This is a genomic window from Fusibacter sp. JL298sf-3 (assembly GCF_053842995.1).
This window is the reverse complement of sequence record NZ_CM132608.1, coordinates 1,007,087-1,029,402: the sequence shown is the minus strand read 5'-3', so window position 1 is coordinate 1,029,402 and position 22,316 is coordinate 1,007,087. Positions and strand designations below refer to the sequence as shown.

The following is a 22,316-nucleotide window of genomic DNA, read 5'->3' as shown; positions in this document are numbered from 1 at the left end:
CAAAAAATGAACGAGGAAAGACTGAGAAAATATGAAGAGGAAAAACTCAGAAAGCGCGAGCAGACAATAAAGAACGCTTGGAAAAAACTAAACGAGTATGGCATCTACACAGAAGAAGAACTTGATGAAGCACTAAAGACAGCGCCTAAAATTAACATTGGTTGCTTTGTATCACCTGTGAGGAAAAAATGATTGTCCGTCAAAAGCACGTGGGGTGGATTGGCGTCGTCATAGACGACATATTGGTGAACAGTACCACGTCTATTAAGCTTTCAAAGGGGATGTACGGACAACTCGAAGAGACGAAAATAAACCCTATGGAAGCAGAGATCCTATTAAAAGCCGTGGAGCGCAACCACCCGTGGGCAAAGCGGCACATCAAACTGATAAAGGCGGTGGCCAGTGAAAAAGATAACCTGTTGTATTGATTGTTCTGACCGTTATCCTGGGTGCAGCACTCAGTGTCTCTCATATCAAAAACAAAAGGCAGCATACTTATACGAAAAGGCTTTTATAAACGCGAGAAGAAAGCGGGAGTATGAGCCACGTCAATTTCAAAGAGACATGATCAGTAAGACGCTCAGATACAAAAGGGCAGAGGTGTGATATGTTTGCTCGGTGTGTCAGATGTAAAAAAATGTGGAATGTCAGTCCGAAACAGAAAATTGGAAAGAGCGGGTATTGGTGCCCAAAGTGTGAAGGTAGGAGGAAAGCATATGAGGACACAAAGAAAAAGAGAGACTCCTGAGGAAATCAAAGTAAAAGCGGAAAAGCTCAGGGCATATCTAAGAAAACATCATGGAATCAATAGCGATGAGGAGCTAGATGAAGCATACGAAGAGGTCAAGAGGCGATACATGGCGATGTTCTCCTAAGAAAGGATTTTAGAATGATTATACGAATTGATGAAGAACTAAAGAATGCTTTTTTTAAGCAATCTCCAGTCGTTTACAACGGTATGGTCTACAAGAACATTATGGCACTGAGTTATAAAATGACGGAGAAAGGGTTAAGAGTTTGTTTACTATTAAAAGATATGAAGCATCACAACAGTGTGACAGAGGCACTTGCATCACGAGTGAGCGTTCTATGAGCATTTTGATAAATTAAAGCACCAGGACAAAGCTGCCCTGGTGCAATGCAATGGTCGAAATATTACTGTGGGTGGACTATTGCAAATTCATCTTACCAAACAAGGGATAAAATGTCAAATGGAATATTGTGAGGAAAGGATGTACGAATGATGTTTAATTTTATGAGCGAAGAACACAAAGATTTCTACTTTAAACAGATAGCAAAGACAGAAAGCGTCAACGATCCATATAGAAAAGCGCTGTTTTACACACTTGGATTGACAGGGGAGACGAGAAGTAACATCACTGCTCTGTATAATTTTGAGGAGGGCAGTATTGAGTTTGATGGTCTTAAAAGCGCATGGCAAACTGGGACTACGTTAAAGGTCACGAAGCTCGCATTTAATCTCTATAACGGTTACGCGGGAGAGGTAGACGAAAGCGATTCGCCGTCTAGGTACACGCCGTACAGCCTTTTTGATTGTGAACTTATGCCGTACATGCTTGAGGCGGTAAAAGTGCTCCTGGAACATGAAACAACTGAGTAGGCATTTGGGATCAATAGATCCGCTGCGACTGAGAGTGGTCACGGCGTGCCTTTGGCATCTCAGCTATATCGATAGGTCAGTTATAAATTGAGCTTGGGCAATGACCATGGGCTCAACTTTTTTTAGAATTTTTCAGGGGCGTATGCCCCTATACGTCCTTGTAATAGGTATTAATAACTCTCTGAAAGGTAGGCAAACCGGTGTTTAATTTCGTTAAGCAAAAACGCATCTATTGCGGTAACTATTTAGAGGTGGACATCTATCCGAGAACTAAAAATCAGATAGAGACGCCAAAAGGTAAAAGGCCAAAAAAAAGAGCTGTTAGTCGTCCGGCTCAGAAAAATCTGAACGCCAAGAGAGCAAAGCGGTATTTCGTCCAGTTGCTCAATACCAATTTTACAGAGGCTGATTACTACATGACATTTACTTATAAGCCAAGCCATCACCCAACGTCAATCAAAGACGCGGAACGGAATGTAAGAAACTACATCGCGCGGGTGAATTACAGAAGAAAAAAGGAGGGGCTTGAAAAAGCTCGATATATAAGCGTAATCGAGTATCAGCTTAAAGACAACAAGCCGGTACACATCCACCACCACATCGTAATGGATGGCCAGCTGAGCCGGGATTTACTTGAGGATTTGTGGCGCTTGCGGCGGACGAAGGGGCAAAAGCGCGGTGAAAAAATAGGCCGTACAAATGCGAGACGCTTACAAGCAGATGAAAATGGATTCGCGGCATTGGCGCATTATCTATGTAAGTACGAGTATAGAAAAAGGCAGTGGACGTCGAGCACTAATCTAAAAAAGCCCGATGAGAAAATCGACGATTACAAGTGGACAAAAAGACAAATTGAGAAGCTTGTCAAGCAACCGCTCGATAAAGGCTACTGGGCGCGTAAGTTCCCAGGGTATCGCCTTACGTCAGAAGACTACGGCTATGAAGTGGCCTATAACGAACCCTGAATTATTCATGACGGTTCACGAAACACTCCCCAAAACCGCATAGTTACTGTGTTTTAGACTACTTTTGCTTTTCACTTATCAAGTGAAACCTAAATAAATAGAAGAAGAGCTCCAACTTTGTTAAAATGAAGTTACCACACTCACAAACTAACAAAGGAGAAACTCTTCATGTCTAGTGTAAGTTCACTTCAGCTCGAAAGCAATAGTAAAATCAAAATAAATTTCAATGGAGGCGATTTATCCTCCGATTCGGGGCTGCTTCTCATAAAAGAATTCGCCCATAAGTTTGGCTTCAATAAACACATCAGCCAGTTTGTAACGGACAAAAATGATAGCTTCCGTAAACACAAAGACCATCAAAATCTATCCCAGCTAATTTATCAAATCCTTGCTGGATACTTTAATGACAATGATGCAGACGAACTGACCAATGAACCTGTCTTTAAAAGTATTCTGGGTAAACAGGCTCTTGCCTCACAACCCACACTGTCGAGGTTCTGGAACCGTATGGATGGAGATACAGTCAAACAGTTTGAAGATATCATCCGTCATATGAGATCATCGGCCTACAGGACTAAAATGCCAGAACAAGTTCTGCTTGATCTTGATTCAACCCTACTTAACACGTACGGCAAGCAGGAAGGCGAAGGCTTTAATTACCACTATCAAGCTCATGGATATCACCCCTTACTCTGCTATGACGGACTCACTGGAGATCTTCTCAAAGCAGAGCTTCGAGATGGTACCGCCTATAGTTCTACAGGCGTCTGCGAATTCATGCAACCTTTATTAGATGAATACTTTACGAAGTACCCTGATGTCCATCTGTTCCTCCGTGGAGACAGTGGTTTTGCAACACCAGACTTGTACAAACAGTGTGAAAGCAATGGTGTATCCTATGCCATACGTTTGAAAGCAAACAAAATACTGTATGCTCACGCAAAACATTTGGATGATGAAATAACCGAAGCTACAAAGGATAACATGATTGATTATGTGGTCCGTTATGATGAGTTCTTGTACCAAGCCGGTAAATGGGACTATCCTAGACGGGTTATCGTCAAGGTCGAGAAACCGTACAATCAGCTAACCAATCAGTATGCCTTTATTGTGACCAACATGGATCTCAGTCCTGAAGAACTAATTAAGTTCTATCGACATCGAGGCACCATGGAAAACTTCATCAAAGAAGGTAAAAGTGGCTTCAACTTTGCATCAACGCCAAGTAAGGACAAAGTCGTTAATGCGAATCATCTACTGCTCCATGTCCTAGCATACAACCTATTTAATTACTTTAAACGATTGGTATTACCTAAAAGCATGAAGAAAATGTTGATAGATACCATTCGATTGAAGCTGCTCAAAATCGCATCAAAGGTTGTTAAAGCAGCAAGATATATTCATTTCAAACTGTGTAGCAGTTGTCCATACAAGAATGAGTTCTATGAAATTCTTGAGAACATCCGTCGACTTCCACAGTTGGAATAAACGTAACTGATGAACTTTGAAATCTGAAAATCGAGAAAAGTATTGTCCACAGGATAAGTCTGCCCATTTTTAGGTGATAAACAGGAAGACGTCTTCTATGATAAGCATTATGAAGCGCAAAAACTTAAATCCGCTCGATTTTTGGTGATATCATGGGTTCATGAATAATTCAGGCGAACTAATGGGATGGTCGATTTATTTGAAGCTTGTTAGGGATGATTGAATCAACTGGTGAGTCTAGTAAACTCGGAGTTTGGTCAACTTTTCACCGAAAGTAAGATGAAGGCCTATAAGGCTAACCATAAACTTAGAAGTGGCACGCCTCGTGGAATGCCGGCGGGACGTCCCACAAATCTATACCCAAGGGAAGTTTGCCGTTTTATTGAAGAAAATCATCTAGGCGTCGGCCCCAAAGAGATGTCTGAGCTCTTAAACAAGACATTTGGAAGAAACTACACCAAGGCACAGATAAAGGCTTACTATGCGAATCACAAAATTAATAGCGGGCTGACCGGATACTTCTGTAAGGGGCATACACCGCCGAACAAAGGGAAAAAAGGGTACTGTTCGCCAGGTGCCGAAAAAGGATGGTTTAAAAAAGGATGTCCTGCGGCGAACCATAAGCCCATAGGAAGCGAACGCGTAGATATGTATGGTTACACCTTAATAAAAACAGAGGAACCTAATGTATGGGTGCCAAAACACAAAGTGATATGGGAAAACAAGAACGGCAAAGTACCTGAAGGACGTGTTTTAACTTTTCTCGACGGCGATAAGAGTAATATCGCGTTGGATAATCTGGCACTTGTTTCGATGGCTGAGTCCTTAGAACTTACGCGATCAAAATTAAGGAGTAGAAACGCCAAGCTTACAGAAACGGGAATTTTAATCGCAAAAGTTAAGGTTGCGCAATATAGCCTCAAGAAGAAGTGGAGGAAAAAATGAAAACGATATCAATCATCAACTTAAAAGGCGGCGTTGCAAAGACACTGACAGCAATTAGCATGGCTCATATCTTGGCTGTTATGCACAATAAGCGTGTCTTAATTGTGGATAATGACAAGCAAGGTAACACTTCAAAGGCATTTGGGGTTCATTCATACGATACAAAAAGCATTTCGGATATACTGACCGCAAGGCGAATTGATCCTCGCGAAGCAATACAGCAGACTCGCTATGAGAACATAGATGTACTGCCCTCTAATATGACGCTGATTCGGGCAAATCTTGAGGTGATGATGGACAGCACTCGGCCTCAGCAAACGCGCTTACGTTCAACTCTGAAAGCTTTAGAGGGGCTTTACGACTATTGCATAATAGACAACGCTCCTGATATCAACATAAGCACGATAAATGCCCTTGTTGCCTCTGACGATGTGGTTGTGCCTGTCAAAATTGATGAATACGCATTTGACGGGCTGGCAGAACTTAAAGAACAGATAGAAAACACAAGGGACGATTTGAACCCAGGTCTGCAATTGGCGGGCTGTTTGATTACATGTTTTCAGAGAACCGAAGCGGACAAACAAGGTGAAGAGTGGCTTAAAGCTAGGCCAGAGTATCCCGTATTTGACACACACATTCGTTATTCGGAGAAGGTGACGGAAAGTACATTTGCGAAGACACCTATTGCTGAATATAGCCGAAGAAGCGGTGCAGCGATAGACTATATTGCTTTTGTTCAAGAGTATTTGAAAAGGCGTAGCCATTAGTTGTCCGATTCGGACAGAAAGGAGCATCTAGCATGGCAGGAAAATTCAATTTAAATCAGCTTTTAACTGATGTTTCAAAAAAGGCCGCATCCGGTAAAGAGGGGCATAAGTCGTCTAGTACTATGTCAAGTAAGATAAAAGTCATAAGCGTTTATGATCTCATACCGTCTGAGGATAATTTTTATTCGATGAATGCCATTGAAGAGTTAAAAGGGAAAATCGAACTTGCGGGGAAAATTCTTCAGAACCTTGTTGTCCTTCCACTTGGTGACGGTAAATATAAGGTGGTTTCAGGGCACCGCCGCAGGGCTGCTTCAATTGCCCTCGTTGAAGAGGGGAAAGTACAATATGAGTTTGTACCGTGTATGGTAGAAGAAAACGAAGCGGACGCAGAGGTTCAGGCAATCCGTGAAGAGATAATGCTAATTGCCGCAAACTCGCAGAGGGAAAAAACAGCATGGGATAAGCTCGAAGAGGTACGAAGAACTCGCGCTTTAATGGAGAGGGCTAAAAAGCAATCTAAACTCCCTGGTGGTTTGCGTGATTTAGTAGCAAAGGTATTACATACGAGCCCGACGCAGATTGGGAGGTATGATGCAATTGCTAGGAATCTATCATCAGACTTTATGGAAGAACTGAAGCAAGAGCGTATAAACATCTCTACTGCTTATGAACTCTCAGGATTAACAGAACAAGAGCAAGCGACGGCATTTAACCGGTTCAAAGACAGCGGTACCATATCAATCAAAGACGCAAAAGCGAAAAAAACTGAACCGGTACAACTCAAACGCAAACAAGAAGGCTCACCGGATCCTGTTACTCGTGGAAGAGAGGCAACTTCTACCGTTTCAGTGCAGAACCAGATAGAAAAAACAGGATGCACAAGTGAGACGATGCTCTGTAGAGCAATTGACTTAATAACCTTAATGATTGATAACGCAAAAGAAGGCCAAATGATGACAGTAACTGCTGACGATATAAAATCGCTTGAGATAGTACTTCATATTCTTAAGCAAAAACAGGATGAGAAGACTGAGTAGTCTAAAGAGTTTAGAGAATGGAGACGTGATAATTAATGAAATGGACTGAATGCGCTATACAAGACTTAAAGAAATACAAGGGGCTGAAAGAGTCTATCGTCAACATCGGAGAACGCATTGAAGCGCTTGAAATAAAGTTCACGGGTCTAAAGGGGCAGCGCATAACGGCGATGCCGACGGGGGACAGTGTAGCCACACTAGATGATTTTTTGCTTGATAACATCGTCGAGCGCGAGCGACTTAAAATGCTATTAGAGGCCAATACCAAATTGCTGAATATAATTGACAGAGGCTTAGATGCCCTTTCGGAGAATGACCGGCTGATTATAGAGCATTTCTACATTAACAGACGTGCGAATCATGCGGTAGAGTTGATGAAAAGGCTTAATGTGGAACAGAGCCAAGTTTACAGGATGAAAGACCGTGCGCTCTATCGGTTTACAACGAGTATGTATGGGATTGGGGAGTATTGAAAAAGCACCCTATCGATTCGGTTGATAGGGTGCTTTTTCTATTAATACAACAGAATATCATTCTTTGAGGAGAGTAAGAAGGTTTAATCTGTTTAAAACGTCAAGGTCACTCATAGAATCAATTTTAAGTATTTTTCTTAAGAGGTTTGGATTAGAGGCTTGATTGAACTTAACTGTGTTGAACTTTTCAGGATTTTTCATTGTATAGACTTTACTCACAATACCCTTGAAGCCATTATCGTATGTAAGGTCATGTTTTGTAAATAAATTAGCTAAACTGTTGTGGCAAGAGATATCATTGATAATATTTTGATTCTCTGCAGAGAGCGAGTGGTTAATATAGTCTTTAAATAACTTGTGATCTTTCACTTTTAGAGGCAACAAGGATGATAGCAAATGAACAATTGTAACATTTCTAATGTACTCATGAGTGAGTGTTGAGCGGTCATCAAAAGAGTGGACTTTTAAGTAATCTGTATTAAACACTAGCTTAAAATATTTGATAAGCTTATCGCAATCTCTAAGGCTAAAATCTAGGTTTGTGGTGACTTCCGACAATATCTCTATTAATACAACAAAAGGGAACTCGGCCCCATTAATATTGAATTCACGAAGGTGTTCCTCGAAGTATACTTTATTTGTAGGTTTTGATAATGCAACATCAAAATCAATAAAACGTCTCAGATAACCATTCGAATCAATAGTACTGCCATAGAATTTAGATACTGTCGATTTAAGTTGCTCTTTGTCCATTGCAAGAACAAAGTAAATTCCATCAATATCAAAAAAATGTTTAATAGTCTCAAGCATTTTAATAGAAAATGAAGGCCTACATCGGTCAAGTTCATCAATCAAAAATACTATTTTATTATTATTATTATTCACTCTCATATCCGCTAAAGCTTTTTTTAGAGAGTTGCGTTCATCTATTGTATTTTGATATTCAGACAAAAGCTTTTCTCCAGGCTTTTCATCCTCGCACATCATAAGTTCCTTCGGATTAATAGTACCTCTAGTAAGAATTGAAACTAAATTGCTACCAATATCAGCTAGAACTCTTTTAAGCTCACTTGATGTTAATTCATTTTTACTTTCAACAGTAATACTACTAATCAATGATAGAAGAGGGTTTTCGAAAAAATCATTTTCCCAAGCATTATATTGAATGGTAACAATAGAGTTTTCTTCTTTGAAGTTCTGGTCTGCATATTTCTTGAACATTTCAAAGAACGTTGTTTTTCCATAGCCAAAAGGTGCATCTATGCAAGTAACAAACTGAACTTCTGCAGTTTCAATCAAACTATATAAAGATTTTACTTGTAACTCCCTATTAAATAAGTCTTCCAAAAAGATATCGTTTGAGTTGTCCATACGTATGACCTCCTTTTGTTTTCAACTACATAATAACATAAAAGTTACTAATATGCATGTTTGTGATAGTAATTGTCTCCCTAATATTGCTTTTTTTACTTAGGGAAAAACACGGGAAAAAAACCGTGTTTTTCTATGGTAATATGATATAAAGGACGTTGTATAGAGAAACAGGCCGTTGGCGTAAGCTAACGGCTCTTTTTATGGAGAAAAGGTGATGAGACCAAAACATCTGTTGGCGATAGCTTCGGGAAGAGAAATAGTATTTTACAAGTCGAAAGAGTGGCGTGTGAAACGTGAAGAGGTACTACAGCGTGACAACTACGAGTGTCAACGATGCAAGCGTGACGGACGGTTTAGTCCAGCTGACTGTGTGCATCACATCATACACTTAAAAGATGATCCAATGCTTGGACTTGAAGAGGCTAACCTAGAAAGCTTGTGTGATTCTTGTCATAACCTTGTGCATCCGGAGAAGTTCTTCGAGAAAAAAGTGAAGTTCATCAACGAAGAGCGGTGGGAATAAGCCCCCCCTTCTAAAAAAACGGATTTTTTTCAGCCACAGGGAAACGACGTCCACTATCGGCTGTCCAACTTTTCTATATTTCTCGCGTGATGGGGGGTGGGTATTGAATTGGGCAGAAAAACAAAAAATGAACTTCTTCGAGAAAAAATCAAAGAGGCCATCATTGCGCAGCTTAAAGATAAAAATCTTGATGCAAATACCCATTATAAAAACCTCGTAGATGACTACATGACGTTTTGGGACATTAAGAACATGCTGGCAAAAGACATCAAGAAGAGAGGCGTTGCAATCGAGTGGGACAATGGCGGTGGACAAAAAGGTGTCAAGAAAAACGAAAGTGTAGCGGAACTTTTAAAAGTCAATGGACAAATGCTCAAGATACTGAATGATCTCGGTATAAAGGCAGCTGAGTTCGAGGTGAAGGATCCTGAAGATGATACCCTCTAGGTGGAAATACCATGAATATATAGACGAGTGGTTGAATTTAGTCGAGCGCGGAAAAGTTTGTGCTTGCAAGGAGCAAAAGCAGCTTATGAAGCTCGTCAAAAAAGAGCTATCGAGAGAAGATGTTTATGTAGACTCAGAGGCCATTTACGAAGCTGTCGAGATAGTTGAGAAATATTTCCCGTTTAAGCTCATCGCTTTTCAGAAATTCTTTTATGCTTTTGTAACCGGTGTTTTTTTAAAAGACGGTACGCTGCTGTTCGATGAGTATTTTTTCTACTCAGGACGTGGAACTGGGAAAAACGGCTTGATATCAACCCTGGTATTTTACCTATCGTCTGACAAAAATGGCGTCAGAAATTACAACATCGACATTGTCGCAACCAGTGAAAAGCAATCTTCAACAAGTTTTTTTGAAGTATACGACGTCATTGATGCAACACCGAAACTGCAAAGGCTCTTTGACTATAATAAAACTGAAATAACGTATAAGAGAACAAAGTCGAAAATTCGATACTGTACATCGAACTCTAAGACGCATGACGGCGGTAGACCAGGAGCCATCATATTTGACGAAGTACACGAGTTTGTAAACTATGACAACATCACGGTGCACACAGGTGGTCTAGGAAAAATCGAAAAGCCCAGGACGTTTTATATAACAACTGACGGCTATGTTAGAGAGGCCGTGCTGGATGATTTAAAAGAAAAGGCAAAACGGATACTTGAAGGAGAGGACCACCATAATGGGTTCTTTCCTTTTATGTTCAAAATGGACAAAAAGTCAGAGGTAGACGACCCGGATCTTTGGGAAAAAGCAAATCCGAGAATTAACCATGACGTGACACTGAAAAAAACGGTGTTGAAACAATACAAAGATATGGGGATGAGTAGTGAACTCAAGTCGGCATTTTATACAAAGAGGATGAACTTACCACTTGAGAACATCGCAAAAGCTGTCGCAGAATGGGAAGAAATTAAAGATACCAATCAACCGTTTCCGAATTTTCAAGGATGCGAGTGTATCGGGGCAGTTGACTATGCTGATCTTAAAGATTTTTGTTCAGTGGGTTTGCTTTTCAAAAGAGAAGGCAAGCGTTATTTTATGCAGCACACCTTCATTCACGAGAAGAGTCTAATGCATACCAAGTTTAATGTCGACATCATGGAGGCTGTTGATCTAGGACTTGCGACAGTTGTGAAAAATACTGAGATTATCGATGGGGATATCGTTGCAAATTGGTTTGTTCAAAACTCTCAAAAGTACGCAATTAAAAAAGTCGTGGCGGACAGGTACCGGTATTCTGCCTTAAAAGAAGAGTTTGAGAAAGTGGGGTTTGTTTTGACTCAAATTGGTACCGGCTATATTACACACAACAAGCTTCACCCGTTAATAACAAAGCTGTTTGCCAATAGAAATATTGTGTTTGGCAACGACAAGCTCATGCGTTGGTACACCAATAACTGCTATGTTGATACCGACGGGAAAGGCAACAAGTCGTATAAAAAAATCGAACCAATCAAGCGGAAGACCGACGGCTTCTTTGCTTTCATACACGCCATGAGTGCAGATGAAGAACTCGTGGATAGTGAAAATTTTAGGAGTTTAGAGGTGCGAACATACTAGGAGGTGAGGATCTATGTTTTTAGTTGATTGGTTTTTGGATTTGTTTGATAAAGAGGGCACTCTCGGTACCACAGGGACATCTGTAGATCTTAGAGGCGAGATTTTCTACAAAGAACTCGCCATTGAGATGGCTATTAACATCATCGGTAATGCACTTGCAAGTTGTGATTTTAACACCGTTGAAAAGGGCAAAAGGCGTGTGGGTGAAGTTTACTACAGTTTCAATGTTTCGCCGAATCAAAATCAAAATAAAAACGATTTTTGGAGAGCGGTTGTAAAGTCGTTGGTCCGAAAGAACGAGTGTCTTATTCTACAGGAAAAAGGGGCTTTTTTTATTGCCGATAGTTGGCGGAGGGTACAGTCGGGAACTATGAGCGCAAAATACGAAAATATCAAGGTTAACGGCGAGTCGGTTTCTTCAAGGGATGAAGCAGCTATTTTATTTTTCAAGTTCAATAATGAGAACGTCAAGGTACTTATCGATGGTCTTTATAGCGATTATAGCAAGCTTATAAAAGCGGCCGGGAAAAAGTTTAAAAGGAAAAGCGGCCAAAAAGGTACATTAGATGTCCCAACCAGTTACCCTCAAACCCCAAAAGCGACGGATGACCTCAACGAGCTCTTCGACGTCAAGTTTAAGAAGTTTTATGAAGCAGAGGGAGATGCGGTTCTGCCGCTAACAGGTGGCTTAAAGTACAATGACTTAAGTTCAAAAGCCATAGGGGGCAGCGAATCTCGAGATATAAGAGCGCTTATTGACGATGTCTTTGACTATGTGGCGCAGGCCTTCAATATCCCGCCGCAACTTCTCAGGGGCGCAGTAGCAGACACATCAAATGTGGTAACGGACTTTTTAACGTTTTGCATCAAGCCTTTAGCCGTAGGGATTGAATCAGAAGTCAACAGAAAGCTTTATAAAAAAGAGGCATATCTTGAAAAGACGTACATGAAAATTGACTACACCAAAATAAGAATAAGTACACTTAAAGACATTGCAGGAGCGCTGGACATCTTGTTTCGGATTGGAGCGCATACAATCAATGATAACCTGCGCGTCTTGGGACTTGAAGAAGTCGATGAAGTATTTGCAAATGAGAGGTATGTCACAAAAAATTATCAAAAGGTCAAGGGTTAGGAGGTAAAGGTGAAGTTAGACGTTTTAAACCAAGGGGGCGATGTCGTCAAGATTGTGTTACACGGCGTCATTAGAAAGGCCTTCAGCTGGGAAGATGAAGACAGTGTTATTTCATCTAAGAGAGTTATCAATCTGCTCAAAGAACACGAAGGCAAAGATTTAGACATTCATATTAATTCGAAAGGGGGAGATGTATTTGAGAGTATAGCCATACGAAATGCGTTCTTAGAACACAAAGGGACGATTTGCGCCTATGTAGATGCCATCGCGGCATCCGGTGCGAGTATTATCTTGACAGGTGCAGACAAAGTATTCATGTACAAAAACGCTATGCAAATGATTCATTGTGCATGGACAATTGCCTCAGGAAATGCAAAAGAGCTCAGAAAAATAGCAGACGATCTAGAGAAAATTGATGAAGCGGTAAAAGGCTCCTATGACAAGTTTGTAGGCAATGATGAAGAACTTAAAGCTCTGCTAGAGGCGGAGACATTTTTGACAGCAGAGGAATGTCTGTCACTTGGATTTGCAGATCAGATTATCGAAAAGCAGAAAGAGCCTAAAGAAGAGGTGAAGGTGTCACTACTTAAAAAATATTCAAACGAAATCCATGATGGGATGCAGGCGAATATTTTGGACAAGTTTAAAAAGGAGGACGAACATGAGGACGAACATGAAGCGTAGAAAATTCGAGTTACAACTTTTTGCCGGACCATTAGAGAACCCGGACATCGCACAGGCTGAAATGAAAGAGAAAATTAAAAATGCCATCGAGAGTGGCGATGCAGAGGAGTTTGCACGGGTGCAACTTCAAATTGCAAAAGAGATTGAGAGCAAGCTGCTAGAAGAACACAGTGTTCTTAAGCAGGAAAGCGATGAAAAAGTCTTTGCAGCGCGAGGCATGAATGTTTTGACGGCGGAAGAGCACGACTACTACAACGAGGTAATCACTGAAGGTGGGTTTGGCGGCGCTGAGAAGCTGATGCCGGCAACGGTCTTTGAGAGAGTATTTGAGTATCTAAGAACAAATCATCCGCTTCTTGCGAAAATCAAGTTTCAAAATACAACGGGAACCACAGAGTTTATCAGTAGAAACAATGAGGTTTCAGCAGCTTGGTGGGGAAAGCTAACTGATGAGATTAAAAAGAAACTTGAAATGGCTTTTGTGAAAGAAAAGTCTGAGCTTTACAAGTTATCGGCGTTTGTCCCCGTCTCAAAGTCAATGCTTGATCTCGGTCCTGCATGGCTTGATCAATTTGTAAGAGAGGTTCTTATTGAGTCAATTTCAGTGGCACTAGAGCTGGCCATTGTATCGGGAACAGGTGTTGTTCAACCGATTGGCATGGATAAGGACTTAAGCAAGGCTGTGGATCCGGTAGCGGGTCATACCTTAAAAGAAAACGTTGTGCTTCCAGATTTTAAACCTAAAACGCTTGGAAAAGTTATCATGAGTCCATTGACTAAAGAGGGAAAACGAGCTGTCACCGAAGTTTTACTGATTGTTAACCCGCTTGACTACTGGGAGAAGATTTTCCCTCAAACCACTGTGTTGACGGCAAACGGCGTATATGTTCATGGCGTCTTGCCTATCCCGGCGACAGTTGTTCAGTCTGTTGCAGTGTCTAGAAACAAAATGATTGCCGGCGTTGGTAGCGACTATTTTATGGGCATCGGGAGTACTAGAAAGCTGGAGTATTCAGATCAGTACAGATTCCTTGAAGATGAGAGAACATATCTGACCAAGATGTATTGTAACGGGCGTCCAAAAGACAATGAGTCATTTATTGTACTCGATATTTCAGCCCTCGCAGATGCGGAGGTGCCTACAGTATGATAACAGCCACGGTCTTAAAACGGTATATTGATGTAGAGACTAAAGAAGAGCATGTGCCAGGGGAAGTCGTCGAAGTGACGGCTTCTCGCTTTAAAGCCATAAACGGGACGGCACACGGCATCTTTTTAGAGGATGAGGGGGCAACCGGTGAGCAGGTTAGAGACGAAAGTGAAGGAAGCACTAAGAATAGACGCGGACGTAAAAAATCTGATTGAAAGAGCCGGCGACTACATCAACCAAGTAATGGGGATAGTAATTGATTTTGAAACAGATTACCGGTTCGATAACCTGCTTATTAACAGATGCAGATACGATTACAACAACGCGTCTGAGTACTTTGAGAAAAATTTTTCTGATGACCTGCTTAGACTACAGCTAATTGTTGGAGTGGAGGCTAGAGAATGATTCATTTGTCAAAGAAAGATGCTGAAAGACAGCTGCTTAGAGTCTACGACAAAAGTATTACTTTTCTTGATAAAACCATAGTCGAGGATGAAAGCAGTTTTAAGAAAGAGAAGTGGGTGCCGTATAAATCAGTTTATGCAAGTGCGCGTAACCTAAAGGGGCGGATTTTCTATGCTGCTGCACAGGCCCAAATGGAAACGACAGTGGAATTTTACATGCCGTATTCAGAAGACTTATGCGATGAAGAGCGGCGTATAGAATTTCAAGGGGAAATCTATGAGATTATACCACCGGTTGATGACATCGACTTTAGGCATCAGACCATACGCATTAGAGGAAAACACATAGAAGGGAGGCGGTAATGTCTATAAGCTGTGAAACAGTTGGATTTGAAGCGCTGATAAAAGCTTTAGAAGAGAAAGGACTGAGTGTAACACGATATACAAACAAGGCGCTTAAAAGAGCAGCGGAACCAGTGCTGAAGGATATGATTGAAAATGCGCCTGAAGATACTGGACGCGGGAAGGAAAAGCTAAAGATTGGTCGTCCGTCGCGTAGAAAAGGCCGGGAAACACAAATTGTCATCGGAATTGACAAAGGCGACTTATCAGAGGTGTTTTATCTAAAGTTTCATGAGTTTGGCACGTCTAAAATGCCGGCGGAGCCGTTTATGTTACCGGCACTTGAAAAGAACATTGATCATACAAAGCGGCTAATGATTGAAGAATTGAGGAAAGTCTTGTGATTTATCAAAAGATAAAACAAACGCTGACAGACATCGGCGTCCCCGCTGAAATGCACTATTATGAAGGCAAAGAAAAGACTTATATCACTTATTTTGTAATCTCGGAGACACCTGTACAGTCGGCGGATGACCGGGTCATATGTACGCGCTACGCTGTACAGATTGACATTTGGTCATTTGATAACCACGACACACTATCGTCAGCAGTGGAAAGCGCTATGCTCGGCGCAGGGTTTTCCCGAGGACAGTACCGGGATTTTTACGAGCAGAAGACGAAGCTGTATCACAGAGTGATGCGGTTTTCTTATTTGAACTAGGAGGTTACTATGCAAATCGGACTTAAAAATATTCACGTGGCGCCGCTTGAAAGCGATACTCTGGAGCAGGTGGCTTATGGCGCTATTCGAAAAATTGCCCCGGCAATGGCTGTGAACATCAACCCCAATGTAAGTGAAACAGAGGTATATGGTGACGATCAACTTCAAGAGACCTTTTCGACTCTTGGTAAAATTGAAGTCGAAATTGAAGTTAACGCACTTACAATGGAAGAACGCGCGTTTTTTCTCGGTGGAAAAATAGAGGATGGCGTTCTTATAGAGTCAAAAGATGATGTTGCGCCTTATGTGGCCATGGCCTTTGAGTCTTTAAAAGGCAATGGTAAAAAGCGCTTTGTATGGCTTACAAAAGGAAAAGCTTCAATGCCTGGTGAAGAATATGCGACAAAAAAAGAAGGCGTCGACCCTAAAACGCCAAAACTGAAAATAACATTTATGCCGCGCGTTTATGACGGGAACTGGAAATACAGTGCTGATGAAGATGAACAGAGTTTCACCGGTGCTGACACTTGGTACACCAAGGTGCCGTATAAACCAGCGGTGTAAGGGGGCGCACATGATTCTAAGACTAATGATTGATGGCAAAGAACAAACGTTTAAAACGGGATTTATCTCAGGCAGAAAACTTAGAGACACCATAGCAATTCAAAAAAGACTGAATGAACCTAAACTTTCAGAAAGTGAGATGGATGAGCTAGCCGGCTATGTATGCGCCATTTTTAACGGTGAATTTACAATCGATCAATTTTACGACGGCATTGATTCACGTAAGTTCTTTGAAACTGTAATCGAGTGTACCTCAGAGGTCATGGGACTTCTCTCAGAGGCAACCGCCGGTGATGAGACATCTGAAAAAAACTAGACGGGGGTGGAATCACCCCCGAAGAGTTTATTGAAAAATTGTATGTGAATATGCTAGAAAGCTACCCGCTAACGGAGATTGATGCGATGGACATTATCTTTTATTTAAAACTGCTTAAAAGAAAGACGCAGCGAAATTATATTGATGACATTTTATAAACACACCTTGCCGGTGTGTTTTTTTGTGAGGAGGTGAAGCCGTGGAAGAAGTCGGTAGTTTGGTTGTAAAACTTGCTATGGAAAACAGCGGGTTTGATAAAGGGATTCAAAACGCAAATAGAAAAATGGCCCTTGCCAAATCCGAGTTTCAGAAAGCGGCGCAAGGTGTCAGAGCCTATGGGACGGATCTCGATAAATTAAGGGCAAAAAAAGACTACCTTGCAAAAGCGGTAGAGGCTTCATCGGAAAAAGTATCGCTTCATAAAGAGCGTCTTTCAGCAGCTAAAAAGGCCCTGGATAACAACGCCACAGCACAGGAAAAGCTTAGAGAGAAGCTCGATTCGGTTAAATCCGCCTACGAGAATAGCGTGAAAGCACTGGGGCAAGAGCACGAAGAAACCGAAAGGTTAAAGCGAGAAAAAGAAGCGCTTTCTAAAGAGTACAGTAAGGGCGAACAAAAAATAAGAAGTAGCGTAAAAGCAACTCAAAACAGTGAAGTTGCTTTGAATAAGGCCGAAGCAAGCCTCGCGAAGGTTAAAAGTGAATTAGGGGCTGTTAGTCGAGAAATTGAAACTCAAAGCAGTCGGTGGACGGCATTCGGAAAGAAAATGGAGGCTGCTGGCCAAAAGATGGACGCTGTCGGCACGGGAATGCAAAACGTTGGTCGAACGATGACAACTCGGGTGACCCTACCGATTGTTGGTGTCGGTGTTGCAGCTACAAAAATAGGCCTTGATTTTGAAGCGGCAATGAGCGAAGTGAGTGCTGTCAGTGGTGCAACCGGTGAAGATTTTAAGCGTTTAGAATCAGTTGCCAAAGAACTGGGGTCTTCAACGAAGTATTCAGCATCCGAAGCTGCCGAAGGTCTAAATTACATGGCTCTTGCAGGGTGGGATACCAATCAAATGGTTTCCGGGCTCCCAGGGGTTTTGGATCTAGCTGCTGCATCGAACATGAATCTTGGCACTGCAGCAGACATTGTTACAGACACGATGTCTGCTTTTGGGCTTGAAGCAACAAAGGCCGGTAACACCGCGGATGTTTTTGCACGCGCGTCGAGCAAGTCCAATACAAACGTTGCGATGTTAGGTGAAGCAATGAAGTACGCCGGTTCAGCGGCAAAATCTTCTAATATGGACTTAGAGGAGACGACAACGGTTCTCGGTATCTTAGCGGACAGTGGCATTAAAGGCTCAATGGCCGGCACCACTTTTACTGCAATGCTAAATGACATGAAAAAGTCGGCTAAAGACGGTAGCATTAGCATTGGAGAAACCCAGATAGCACTTTATGATGCCACTGGCGCTATGCGGGACATGACAGATATAACCAAAGAACTTGAAAGCGCGACAGCGTCAATGAGTGGTGAACAAAGAGATGCAGCACTTTCAGCTGTTTTTGGACAGCAGTCTTTAAAGGGCGTTAACATCCTTCTAGAAACAGGTACAAAGCGCTATGACGAACTCGAAAGTTCCATCAGAAACTCAAGCGGTGCAGCGAAAGAAATGGCTGCTATTATGCAGGAGAACACCAAAGGCAGTCTTACCGAACTCAAGTCTCAGCTCGAAGGGGTTGCCATACAAATCTACGAAGTGTTGGCACCACATCTTCAAAAGCTCGTTGAAAGTTTGAAAAAAGGTGTCGAGTGGTTTTCAAAGCTCGATTCGGGAACGCAGAGTACCATCGTCAAAATGGCAGCGCTTGCGGCGGCAGTAGGGCCTGTGTTAAGCGTTGGGGGCAAGCTCGTAAGCACCGGGGCGAGTGTTGCAAAAGGCGTAGGTGCCATCGGCAAAGCTTTTGGTGTAGCTAAGACGGCAACGACGGCGGGGTCAGTGGCTATGGGGGGCGCGGCAAAAGCGGTTGGCGGACTAGCTGCGGCAAAAGGTGCACTGGGCGCTGCGGCAACTGTGCTGACAGGGCCAGTAGGATTGGCTGTAGCTGGCGTTGCAGCTGTAGGCGTGGCGGCTTATGCAACGGCAAAACACTTGAAAAAAGACGCGATTCCGGCTGTTGATTTATTTGGTAAAGGCATCTCTGAAACAACAGAAGCATCCGTTGGCAAATTCATGACACTCAATGATGAAGCGACGGTGGCAATTAATCAACTCAGTTGGGGGATGCAGACAGTTACCGAAGATATGGCGATGAAAGTATCGGGTAATTTCGACGCGATGTCTGCGCAGATATTGACTTCTCTTGAAGTGAAAAACCAAGAATCGCTTCAAAAATGCAGAGTTTTGTTTCACAGTCTGTGGGACTTTCAGAACAAGAAAAAACAGAAATCCTTTCAAAAGTAACACAGGGGCAAGAGCAGCAGAGACTTGAAATTGAAATGGGCGCGGCGCGCATCAAGGAAATTATGACGCTCGCGTCTACAGAGCGCCGAGCACTTACAGCAAGTGAACAGCAAGAAATCAACGCCATTCAGCAGACCATGATGCAAACAGGCGTTCAGACGTTATCTGAAAACGAGGTAGAGGCGGCTTTGATTATGCAGCGAATGAAAGACCAGGCCGGGGAAATGTCGGCTCTACAAGCAGCAGAAGTCGCTCAAAACAGCATCGTTCAGCGCGATGGAGCTGTTACCGCAGCAGAAGAACAATACAATGAGGTTCTTCGGAACATTATTCTGCAGCGAGATGAACTGGGAGCCATAAGTGCCGAGCAGGCAGAGGCGCTCATTGCAGAAGCCAAACGACAGCGAGATGAAGCGGTAAAGAATGCTGAAGACACGCATAAAAATGTAATCAAAGAGGCAAAGGCGCGAGCCGGAGAACACGTTGACTCAGTCGACTGGGAAACTGGTGAAGTCCTTAGCAAGTGGGATAAATTCTGTAACTGGACAGAAGAAAAAACATCTGGTCTCACAAGCTACTTGGGTGGCGAGTGGGACAAATTAAAGACAAGGACGTCTGCAACATGGGATTTCATGACTTTAAGCACCAAGGATAAATTTAAGCTCATAAAGGACACTATCTCAGAGCATAGCGAAACCATCTCTAAGAAATGGGATGCTGTGACCGAAACAATGGACCATTTAACCGGAGGACGCTTTTCAAGTGTCGCTGAAAAAGTTGAAGGTGCTTTTTCAAGAGTAAAGAGTGCCATTCAGAGTGCTCTAGAAAAGCTTATGTTTTGGAATGATCAAACGGTTGATGAAAAAAGTTTTAATGTAGAGCCACCGAGATCATCGCAAGTGGGAAGCCGTTATCAAGGAGAAACGCGTCTTAATTTTTCAGGCACTCAGAATTTTGAAGGCGGGAAAACGTGGGTTGGCGAGTTCGGTAGAGAACTTGTAGAACTACCGGAAGGCACAAAAATACACAGCCACCACAAATCTGAAGAAATGGCTGCTAGAACAGTCACTCACAGTGGGGTCATAAGAGTTGAAGGTGTTAACGATAGAAATGAACTCAGAGGCGTTGTAGACGTTATTATGAACGAATTAAGGAGAGAGGTGAGAATGGGGTGAAACAGCTCGTCGACTCAAATGGGAATCGTTTAAGCCGAATATGTAGACGGATTACACCTACTATCTTTGAACCAATTGTTGTAAAGAACAGGCTTTTGGACGGCACTATGCATGTGCAGACAATTGGAAGTCCCATAAAGAAACTGGAATTTGAAATTGTTGCCGATGGGGTGCAAGTCGACAAAATCAATGTGTTGCAGGCCCAGTATGCTTTGGTAAGTCTCGGTGACGAAGCAGGCTTTATCTCAGAACGCATTGCCTGGTCGAGACTCCAATATTCTAGTGAGAAAGCTGACTGTCGGTATGTGGGTCAATGTGTGTTGGAGCTAAAAGAATGAGACCGCTACCTGGTGACCTCGGAAAGAAAGTAAACTTACAAAGACAAACGACAACCAATGCCGCTGCCCCGAGGATGTCCGTTCAAATCGCCAGGGCAAAGACCGCCGTGATTGATTCCACCTATTGGACCGTGGAAGAAATTCGTAAAAAGGACGGTTTAGGCGATATCCGCATCGCCGCGCGTCGTCTTAAAAACTATGGTCGTCCAGATCGGCTTTATGAGATACACATAGACAGCGGAGTGGCTAAAACCACGATGCGCGAATATCCCGACTACCACAAACACGGATGGCAGCATCAATTTACACTAGGCCCCGCGAAAGCGGTGGCCATTTGTTTTGATGGCGACTGGTTTAGATGGCGCAGTAAGTGGCGTTTTAAAACCGCCGATGCGCCGTGGGTGTTTTGGGTAGACGATAGCAACGCGCTGAACGCACAGCTCTGGCACGATGCTGAAACGAGAATCACCCTAGCATCAGGTGTGAATCAGGTTGTCGCCATTAGAGGATGGAAAAACAAGTATCATGTAGAGCTGGATCAAGGGCTTGTTGTTCTTTATCTAAAGGGCGGGCGCCCCTATTACAGAGCGTACTGTCTCCAAGAAGATGGGGCTTTGCTGTGGGAGGCAGAGCGCGAAGTCACTGCGTTACAAGGAACTTTTGTAGAGGTGAACGCGGCGGTGCTCCTAGACTACAGACTGGCCATAATTGCAAGGCGCGCCGATGACACGCTGCACTGGGCCGTTACTGAAAGAAACTGGGCAGGGATGGCTGTTGGTGCCGAGACGATTTACGTAGAGACGAATGCAAAGGCCGTATTTACACCGGTGAATTACCGGGATGTGCCGTTTACCGAAACTGTAAAAAGCGATACAGAAGCTGAAGCCCGCTGTCTGTTTGCACGTACGGACAATGCCCTTACGGCAGAGAATAAACCAGTAGTAAAGGATGGGCGTGAAGACTTCGGGTTTAAGGTACAGGTTGACTTTAAGTTCGGCATTGAGAACACCCCCGTCGTAGTTTTAAAGAACGTGCAGACAGGCGCAACGTATGAAACAACCGTGGCAAAAGTCGATAATAAGACCTTTGCCGTCACGGTAGATGAATCGGTTCATGAGTTCGGGTTTAATGATGCAGAGGGCGGTTTAGAGGTTAGCGTAAATGAAGCGCTGAATGAAGCTGGATACACCTATGTGCCGATGACTTTTACCTTCACCCCTATAAATCTCAATCCGCCGCAAGTGCCATTACCAGAGGTACTGGAGGTGTGGAATGAGTAAAGGTATAGGACAAAAGATTGGAATCCAGTTTACAGAAGAGATTTCAGTAGTAAGTAAGGCCGGATTTAGCATTACAGGTGTAGAGCACCAATATGTAAACGGGCCTCTTATAGAGGGCGACTATGAAATTGAAGCAGTTACTCTGCATCCATCAAGAAATAAGGCAATTTTAATCACGGTACTTGAGACAAAACGATTCAATAATGTCGTTGGTGAACTAACGGTACATTACGATATGACCGCGGGGGCACTTACCGGCAGAGGTGGTGCTGTTAAAAGCTTTTCTGTAGCGTTTACACCAACAGAGTTAGCCCCTAAACCCAATCCCCACCGTCATGAAGTACTGTTTGCTAGTACGCAGGTCGAGGCACAATTGATAGAGGTGCGGTATACGTCTGCGTTTGAGACCGGCCGAATCACAGTGGGTAGCGATGTAACCGCAAACTTTGAATACGTGGGCATAGTGAATCCATAGGAGGCGATTA

At 42.8% G+C, this 22,316-nt stretch carries 29 protein-coding genes; 28 read left to right on the top strand and 1 reads right to left on the bottom strand.

Going from position 1 to position 22,316, the window contains the following annotated elements:
* Positions 1 to 6: 6 nt before the first annotated feature.
* The 11 genes from ACR6HW_RS05040 to ACR6HW_RS04990 all read left to right on the top strand — a co-directional run bounded on the left by ACR6HW_RS05040 (position 7) and on the right by ACR6HW_RS04990 (position 7,299).
* Positions 7 to 192 (top strand): hypothetical protein, encoded by a 186-nt coding sequence (locus tag ACR6HW_RS05040; protein WP_455730072.1) that lies wholly within the window; start codon positions 7 to 9, stop codon positions 190 to 192.
* Positions 189 to 428 carry a hypothetical protein gene (locus ACR6HW_RS05035; RefSeq protein WP_455730071.1) on the top strand — a complete coding sequence of 80 codons (240 nt, stop codon included), beginning with the start codon at positions 189 to 191 and terminating at the stop codon, positions 426 to 428. Before ACR6HW_RS05040 ends, ACR6HW_RS05035 begins: the two co-directional genes overlap by 4 nt.
* A gap of 288 nt (positions 429 to 716) precedes the next feature.
* Complete coding sequence (locus tag ACR6HW_RS05030) at positions 717 to 875, top strand: hypothetical protein (RefSeq protein ID WP_455730070.1); 159 nt, start codon at positions 717 to 719, stop codon at positions 873 to 875.
* A gap of 14 nt (positions 876 to 889) precedes the next feature.
* Positions 890 to 1,093 (top strand): hypothetical protein, encoded by a 204-nt coding sequence (locus ACR6HW_RS05025; protein WP_455730069.1) that lies wholly within the window; start codon positions 890 to 892, stop codon positions 1,091 to 1,093.
* A gap of 162 nt (positions 1,094 to 1,255) precedes the next feature.
* Positions 1,256 to 1,621 (top strand): DUF6075 family protein, encoded by a 366-nt coding sequence (locus ACR6HW_RS05020; protein WP_455730068.1) that lies wholly within the window; start codon positions 1,256 to 1,258, stop codon positions 1,619 to 1,621.
* Positions 1,622 to 1,821: 200 nt separating this feature from the next.
* Positions 1,822 to 2,586: a rolling circle replication-associated protein gene (locus ACR6HW_RS05015; protein ID WP_455730067.1), complete on the top strand. Its 765-nt coding sequence runs from the start codon at positions 1,822 to 1,824 to the stop codon at positions 2,584 to 2,586.
* A 168-nt stretch (positions 2,587 to 2,754) separates the two neighbouring features.
* Positions 2,755 to 4,074 (top strand): IS1380 family transposase, encoded by a 1,320-nt coding sequence (locus tag ACR6HW_RS05010; RefSeq protein WP_455727928.1) that lies wholly within the window; start codon positions 2,755 to 2,757, stop codon positions 4,072 to 4,074.
* A 279-nt stretch (positions 4,075 to 4,353) separates the two neighbouring features.
* Positions 4,354 to 5,019 (top strand): HNH endonuclease signature motif containing protein, encoded by a 666-nt coding sequence (locus ACR6HW_RS05005; RefSeq protein ID WP_455730066.1) that lies wholly within the window; start codon positions 4,354 to 4,356, stop codon positions 5,017 to 5,019.
* Positions 5,016 to 5,786, top strand: a complete 771-nt coding sequence (locus ACR6HW_RS05000) for a ParA family protein (protein ID WP_455730065.1) — start codon at positions 5,016 to 5,018, stop codon at positions 5,784 to 5,786. The genes ACR6HW_RS05005 and ACR6HW_RS05000 overlap by 4 nt, the downstream gene beginning before the upstream one ends.
* A 32-nt stretch (positions 5,787 to 5,818) precedes the next feature.
* A complete protein-coding gene (locus tag ACR6HW_RS04995) occupies positions 5,819 to 6,826 on the top strand; it encodes a ParB/RepB/Spo0J family partition protein (protein WP_455730064.1) in 1,008 nt (335 codons plus the stop codon).
* A 35-nt stretch (positions 6,827 to 6,861) separates the two neighbouring features.
* The gene (locus ACR6HW_RS04990) at positions 6,862 to 7,299 is read left to right on the top strand and encodes an ArpU family phage packaging/lysis transcriptional regulator (RefSeq protein WP_455730063.1); all 438 of its coding nucleotides are present in this window, start codon (positions 6,862 to 6,864) and stop codon (positions 7,297 to 7,299) included.
* A gap of 57 nt (positions 7,300 to 7,356) precedes the next feature.
* On the opposite strand, the gene ACR6HW_RS04985 is transcribed toward ACR6HW_RS04990, so the two are convergent.
* A complete protein-coding gene (locus ACR6HW_RS04985; RefSeq protein ID WP_455730062.1) occupies positions 7,357 to 8,670 on the bottom strand; it encodes a KAP family P-loop NTPase fold protein in 1,314 nt (437 codons plus the stop codon).
* A gap of 217 nt (positions 8,671 to 8,887) precedes the next feature.
* Between ACR6HW_RS04985 and ACR6HW_RS04980 the strand changes: the two genes are divergently transcribed.
* The 17 genes from ACR6HW_RS04980 to ACR6HW_RS04900 all read left to right on the top strand — a co-directional run bounded on the left by ACR6HW_RS04980 (position 8,888) and on the right by ACR6HW_RS04900 (position 22,306).
* Entirely contained in the window at positions 8,888 to 9,196 is a 309-nt protein-coding gene (locus ACR6HW_RS04980) for an HNH endonuclease (protein WP_455730061.1), read from the top strand.
* Between the two features lie 108 nt (positions 9,197 to 9,304).
* Positions 9,305 to 9,643: a P27 family phage terminase small subunit gene (locus tag ACR6HW_RS04975; RefSeq protein ID WP_455730060.1), complete on the top strand. Its 339-nt coding sequence runs from the start codon at positions 9,305 to 9,307 to the stop codon at positions 9,641 to 9,643.
* Between the two features lie 85 nt (positions 9,644 to 9,728).
* Positions 9,729 to 11,267 carry a terminase TerL endonuclease subunit gene (locus ACR6HW_RS04970; protein WP_455730059.1) on the top strand — a complete coding sequence of 513 codons (1,539 nt, stop codon included), beginning with the start codon at positions 9,729 to 9,731 and terminating at the stop codon, positions 11,265 to 11,267.
* A 13-nt stretch (positions 11,268 to 11,280) separates the two neighbouring features.
* The gene (locus tag ACR6HW_RS04965; RefSeq protein WP_455730058.1) at positions 11,281 to 12,402 is read left to right on the top strand and encodes a phage portal protein; all 1,122 of its coding nucleotides are present in this window, start codon (positions 11,281 to 11,283) and stop codon (positions 12,400 to 12,402) included.
* Between the two features lie 9 nt (positions 12,403 to 12,411).
* Positions 12,412 to 13,086, top strand: coding sequence for a head maturation protease, ClpP-related (locus tag ACR6HW_RS04960; RefSeq protein WP_455730057.1), 675 nt, complete (start codon positions 12,412 to 12,414; stop codon positions 13,084 to 13,086).
* The gene (locus ACR6HW_RS04955; RefSeq protein ID WP_455730056.1) at positions 13,076 to 14,236 is read left to right on the top strand and encodes a phage major capsid protein; all 1,161 of its coding nucleotides are present in this window, start codon (positions 13,076 to 13,078) and stop codon (positions 14,234 to 14,236) included. The genes ACR6HW_RS04960 and ACR6HW_RS04955 overlap by 11 nt, the downstream gene beginning before the upstream one ends.
* Positions 14,233 to 14,451 (top strand): hypothetical protein, encoded by a 219-nt coding sequence (locus ACR6HW_RS04950; protein WP_455730055.1) that lies wholly within the window; start codon positions 14,233 to 14,235, stop codon positions 14,449 to 14,451. Before ACR6HW_RS04955 ends, ACR6HW_RS04950 begins: the two co-directional genes overlap by 4 nt.
* A 186-nt stretch (positions 14,452 to 14,637) precedes the next feature.
* Positions 14,638 to 15,003 carry a phage head closure protein gene (locus ACR6HW_RS04945; protein ID WP_455730054.1) on the top strand — a complete coding sequence of 122 codons (366 nt, stop codon included), beginning with the start codon at positions 14,638 to 14,640 and terminating at the stop codon, positions 15,001 to 15,003.
* The gene (locus ACR6HW_RS04940; RefSeq protein ID WP_455730053.1) at positions 15,003 to 15,386 is read left to right on the top strand and encodes an HK97-gp10 family putative phage morphogenesis protein; all 384 of its coding nucleotides are present in this window, start codon (positions 15,003 to 15,005) and stop codon (positions 15,384 to 15,386) included. Before ACR6HW_RS04945 ends, ACR6HW_RS04940 begins: the two co-directional genes overlap by 1 nt.
* The gene (gene gp17, locus ACR6HW_RS04935; RefSeq protein ID WP_455730052.1) at positions 15,383 to 15,703 is read left to right on the top strand and encodes a tail completion protein gp17; all 321 of its coding nucleotides are present in this window, start codon (positions 15,383 to 15,385) and stop codon (positions 15,701 to 15,703) included. The genes ACR6HW_RS04940 and gp17 overlap by 4 nt, the downstream gene beginning before the upstream one ends.
* Positions 15,704 to 15,712: 9 nt before the next feature.
* The gene (locus ACR6HW_RS04930; RefSeq protein WP_455730051.1) at positions 15,713 to 16,267 is read left to right on the top strand and encodes a major tail protein; all 555 of its coding nucleotides are present in this window, start codon (positions 15,713 to 15,715) and stop codon (positions 16,265 to 16,267) included.
* 10 nt (positions 16,268 to 16,277) lie between these two features.
* On the top strand, positions 16,278 to 16,583 hold the full coding sequence (gene gpG / locus ACR6HW_RS04925) for a phage tail assembly chaperone G (RefSeq protein WP_455730050.1): 306 nt from the start codon (positions 16,278 to 16,280) through the stop codon (positions 16,581 to 16,583).
* A gap of 199 nt (positions 16,584 to 16,782) precedes the next feature.
* On the top strand, positions 16,783 to 19,038 hold the full coding sequence (locus ACR6HW_RS04920; RefSeq protein ID WP_455730049.1) for a phage tail tape measure protein: 2,256 nt from the start codon (positions 16,783 to 16,785) through the stop codon (positions 19,036 to 19,038).
* Entirely contained in the window at positions 18,969 to 20,213 is a 1,245-nt protein-coding gene (locus ACR6HW_RS04915) for a hypothetical protein (RefSeq protein ID WP_455730048.1), read from the top strand. The genes ACR6HW_RS04920 and ACR6HW_RS04915 overlap by 70 nt, the downstream gene beginning before the upstream one ends.
* Before the next feature lie 113 nt (positions 20,214 to 20,326).
* Positions 20,327 to 20,551, top strand: a complete 225-nt coding sequence (locus tag ACR6HW_RS04910) for a hypothetical protein (protein ID WP_455730047.1) — start codon at positions 20,327 to 20,329, stop codon at positions 20,549 to 20,551.
* The gene (locus tag ACR6HW_RS04905; RefSeq protein ID WP_455730046.1) at positions 20,548 to 21,831 is read left to right on the top strand and encodes a hypothetical protein; all 1,284 of its coding nucleotides are present in this window, start codon (positions 20,548 to 20,550) and stop codon (positions 21,829 to 21,831) included. The genes ACR6HW_RS04910 and ACR6HW_RS04905 overlap by 4 nt, the downstream gene beginning before the upstream one ends.
* The gene (locus ACR6HW_RS04900; protein WP_455730045.1) at positions 21,824 to 22,306 is read left to right on the top strand and encodes a hypothetical protein; all 483 of its coding nucleotides are present in this window, start codon (positions 21,824 to 21,826) and stop codon (positions 22,304 to 22,306) included. The genes ACR6HW_RS04905 and ACR6HW_RS04900 overlap by 8 nt, the downstream gene beginning before the upstream one ends.
* Positions 22,307 to 22,316: the final 10 nt, after the last annotated feature.

Excerpts from the sequence above, each read along its gene's own strand:
- ACR6HW_RS05040 (WP_455730072.1), top strand. The coding sequence starts at position 7 with ATGAACGAGGAAAGACTGAGAAAATATGAAGAGGAAAAACTCAGAAAG.
- ACR6HW_RS05035 (WP_455730071.1), top strand. The coding sequence starts at position 189 with ATGATTGTCCGTCAAAAGCACGTGGGGTGGATTGGCGTCGTCATAGAC.
- ACR6HW_RS05030 (WP_455730070.1), top strand. The coding sequence starts at position 717 with ATGAGGACACAAAGAAAAAGAGAGACTCCTGAGGAAATCAAAGTAAAA.
- ACR6HW_RS05025 (WP_455730069.1), top strand. The coding sequence starts at position 890 with ATGATTATACGAATTGATGAAGAACTAAAGAATGCTTTTTTTAAGCAA.
- ACR6HW_RS05020 (WP_455730068.1), top strand. The coding sequence starts at position 1,256 with ATGAGCGAAGAACACAAAGATTTCTACTTTAAACAGATAGCAAAGACA.
- ACR6HW_RS05010 (WP_455727928.1), top strand. The coding sequence starts at position 2,755 with ATGTCTAGTGTAAGTTCACTTCAGCTCGAAAGCAATAGTAAAATCAAA.
- ACR6HW_RS05005 (WP_455730066.1), top strand. The coding sequence starts at position 4,354 with ATGAAGGCCTATAAGGCTAACCATAAACTTAGAAGTGGCACGCCTCGT.
- ACR6HW_RS05000 (WP_455730065.1), top strand. The coding sequence starts at position 5,016 with ATGAAAACGATATCAATCATCAACTTAAAAGGCGGCGTTGCAAAGACA.
- ACR6HW_RS04995 (WP_455730064.1), top strand. The coding sequence starts at position 5,819 with ATGGCAGGAAAATTCAATTTAAATCAGCTTTTAACTGATGTTTCAAAA.
- ACR6HW_RS04990 (WP_455730063.1), top strand. The coding sequence starts at position 6,862 with ATGAAATGGACTGAATGCGCTATACAAGACTTAAAGAAATACAAGGGG.
- ACR6HW_RS04985 (WP_455730062.1), bottom strand. The coding sequence starts at position 8,670 with ATGGACAACTCAAACGATATCTTTTTGGAAGACTTATTTAATAGGGAG.
- ACR6HW_RS04980 (WP_455730061.1), top strand. The coding sequence starts at position 8,888 with ATGAGACCAAAACATCTGTTGGCGATAGCTTCGGGAAGAGAAATAGTA.
- ACR6HW_RS04970 (WP_455730059.1), top strand. The coding sequence starts at position 9,729 with ATGAAGCTCGTCAAAAAAGAGCTATCGAGAGAAGATGTTTATGTAGAC.
- ACR6HW_RS04965 (WP_455730058.1), top strand. The coding sequence starts at position 11,281 with ATGTTTTTAGTTGATTGGTTTTTGGATTTGTTTGATAAAGAGGGCACT.
- ACR6HW_RS04955 (WP_455730056.1), top strand. The coding sequence starts at position 13,076 with ATGAAGCGTAGAAAATTCGAGTTACAACTTTTTGCCGGACCATTAGAG.
- ACR6HW_RS04950 (WP_455730055.1), top strand. The coding sequence starts at position 14,233 with ATGATAACAGCCACGGTCTTAAAACGGTATATTGATGTAGAGACTAAA.
- ACR6HW_RS04945 (WP_455730054.1), top strand. The coding sequence starts at position 14,638 with ATGATTCATTTGTCAAAGAAAGATGCTGAAAGACAGCTGCTTAGAGTC.
- ACR6HW_RS04940 (WP_455730053.1), top strand. The coding sequence starts at position 15,003 with ATGTCTATAAGCTGTGAAACAGTTGGATTTGAAGCGCTGATAAAAGCT.
- ACR6HW_RS04930 (WP_455730051.1), top strand. The coding sequence starts at position 15,713 with ATGCAAATCGGACTTAAAAATATTCACGTGGCGCCGCTTGAAAGCGAT.
- gpG (WP_455730050.1), top strand. The coding sequence starts at position 16,278 with ATGATTCTAAGACTAATGATTGATGGCAAAGAACAAACGTTTAAAACG.
- ACR6HW_RS04915 (WP_455730048.1), top strand. The coding sequence starts at position 18,969 with ATGCAGAGTTTTGTTTCACAGTCTGTGGGACTTTCAGAACAAGAAAAA.
- ACR6HW_RS04905 (WP_455730046.1), top strand. The coding sequence starts at position 20,548 with ATGAGACCGCTACCTGGTGACCTCGGAAAGAAAGTAAACTTACAAAGA.
- ACR6HW_RS04900 (WP_455730045.1), top strand. The coding sequence starts at position 21,824 with ATGAGTAAAGGTATAGGACAAAAGATTGGAATCCAGTTTACAGAAGAG.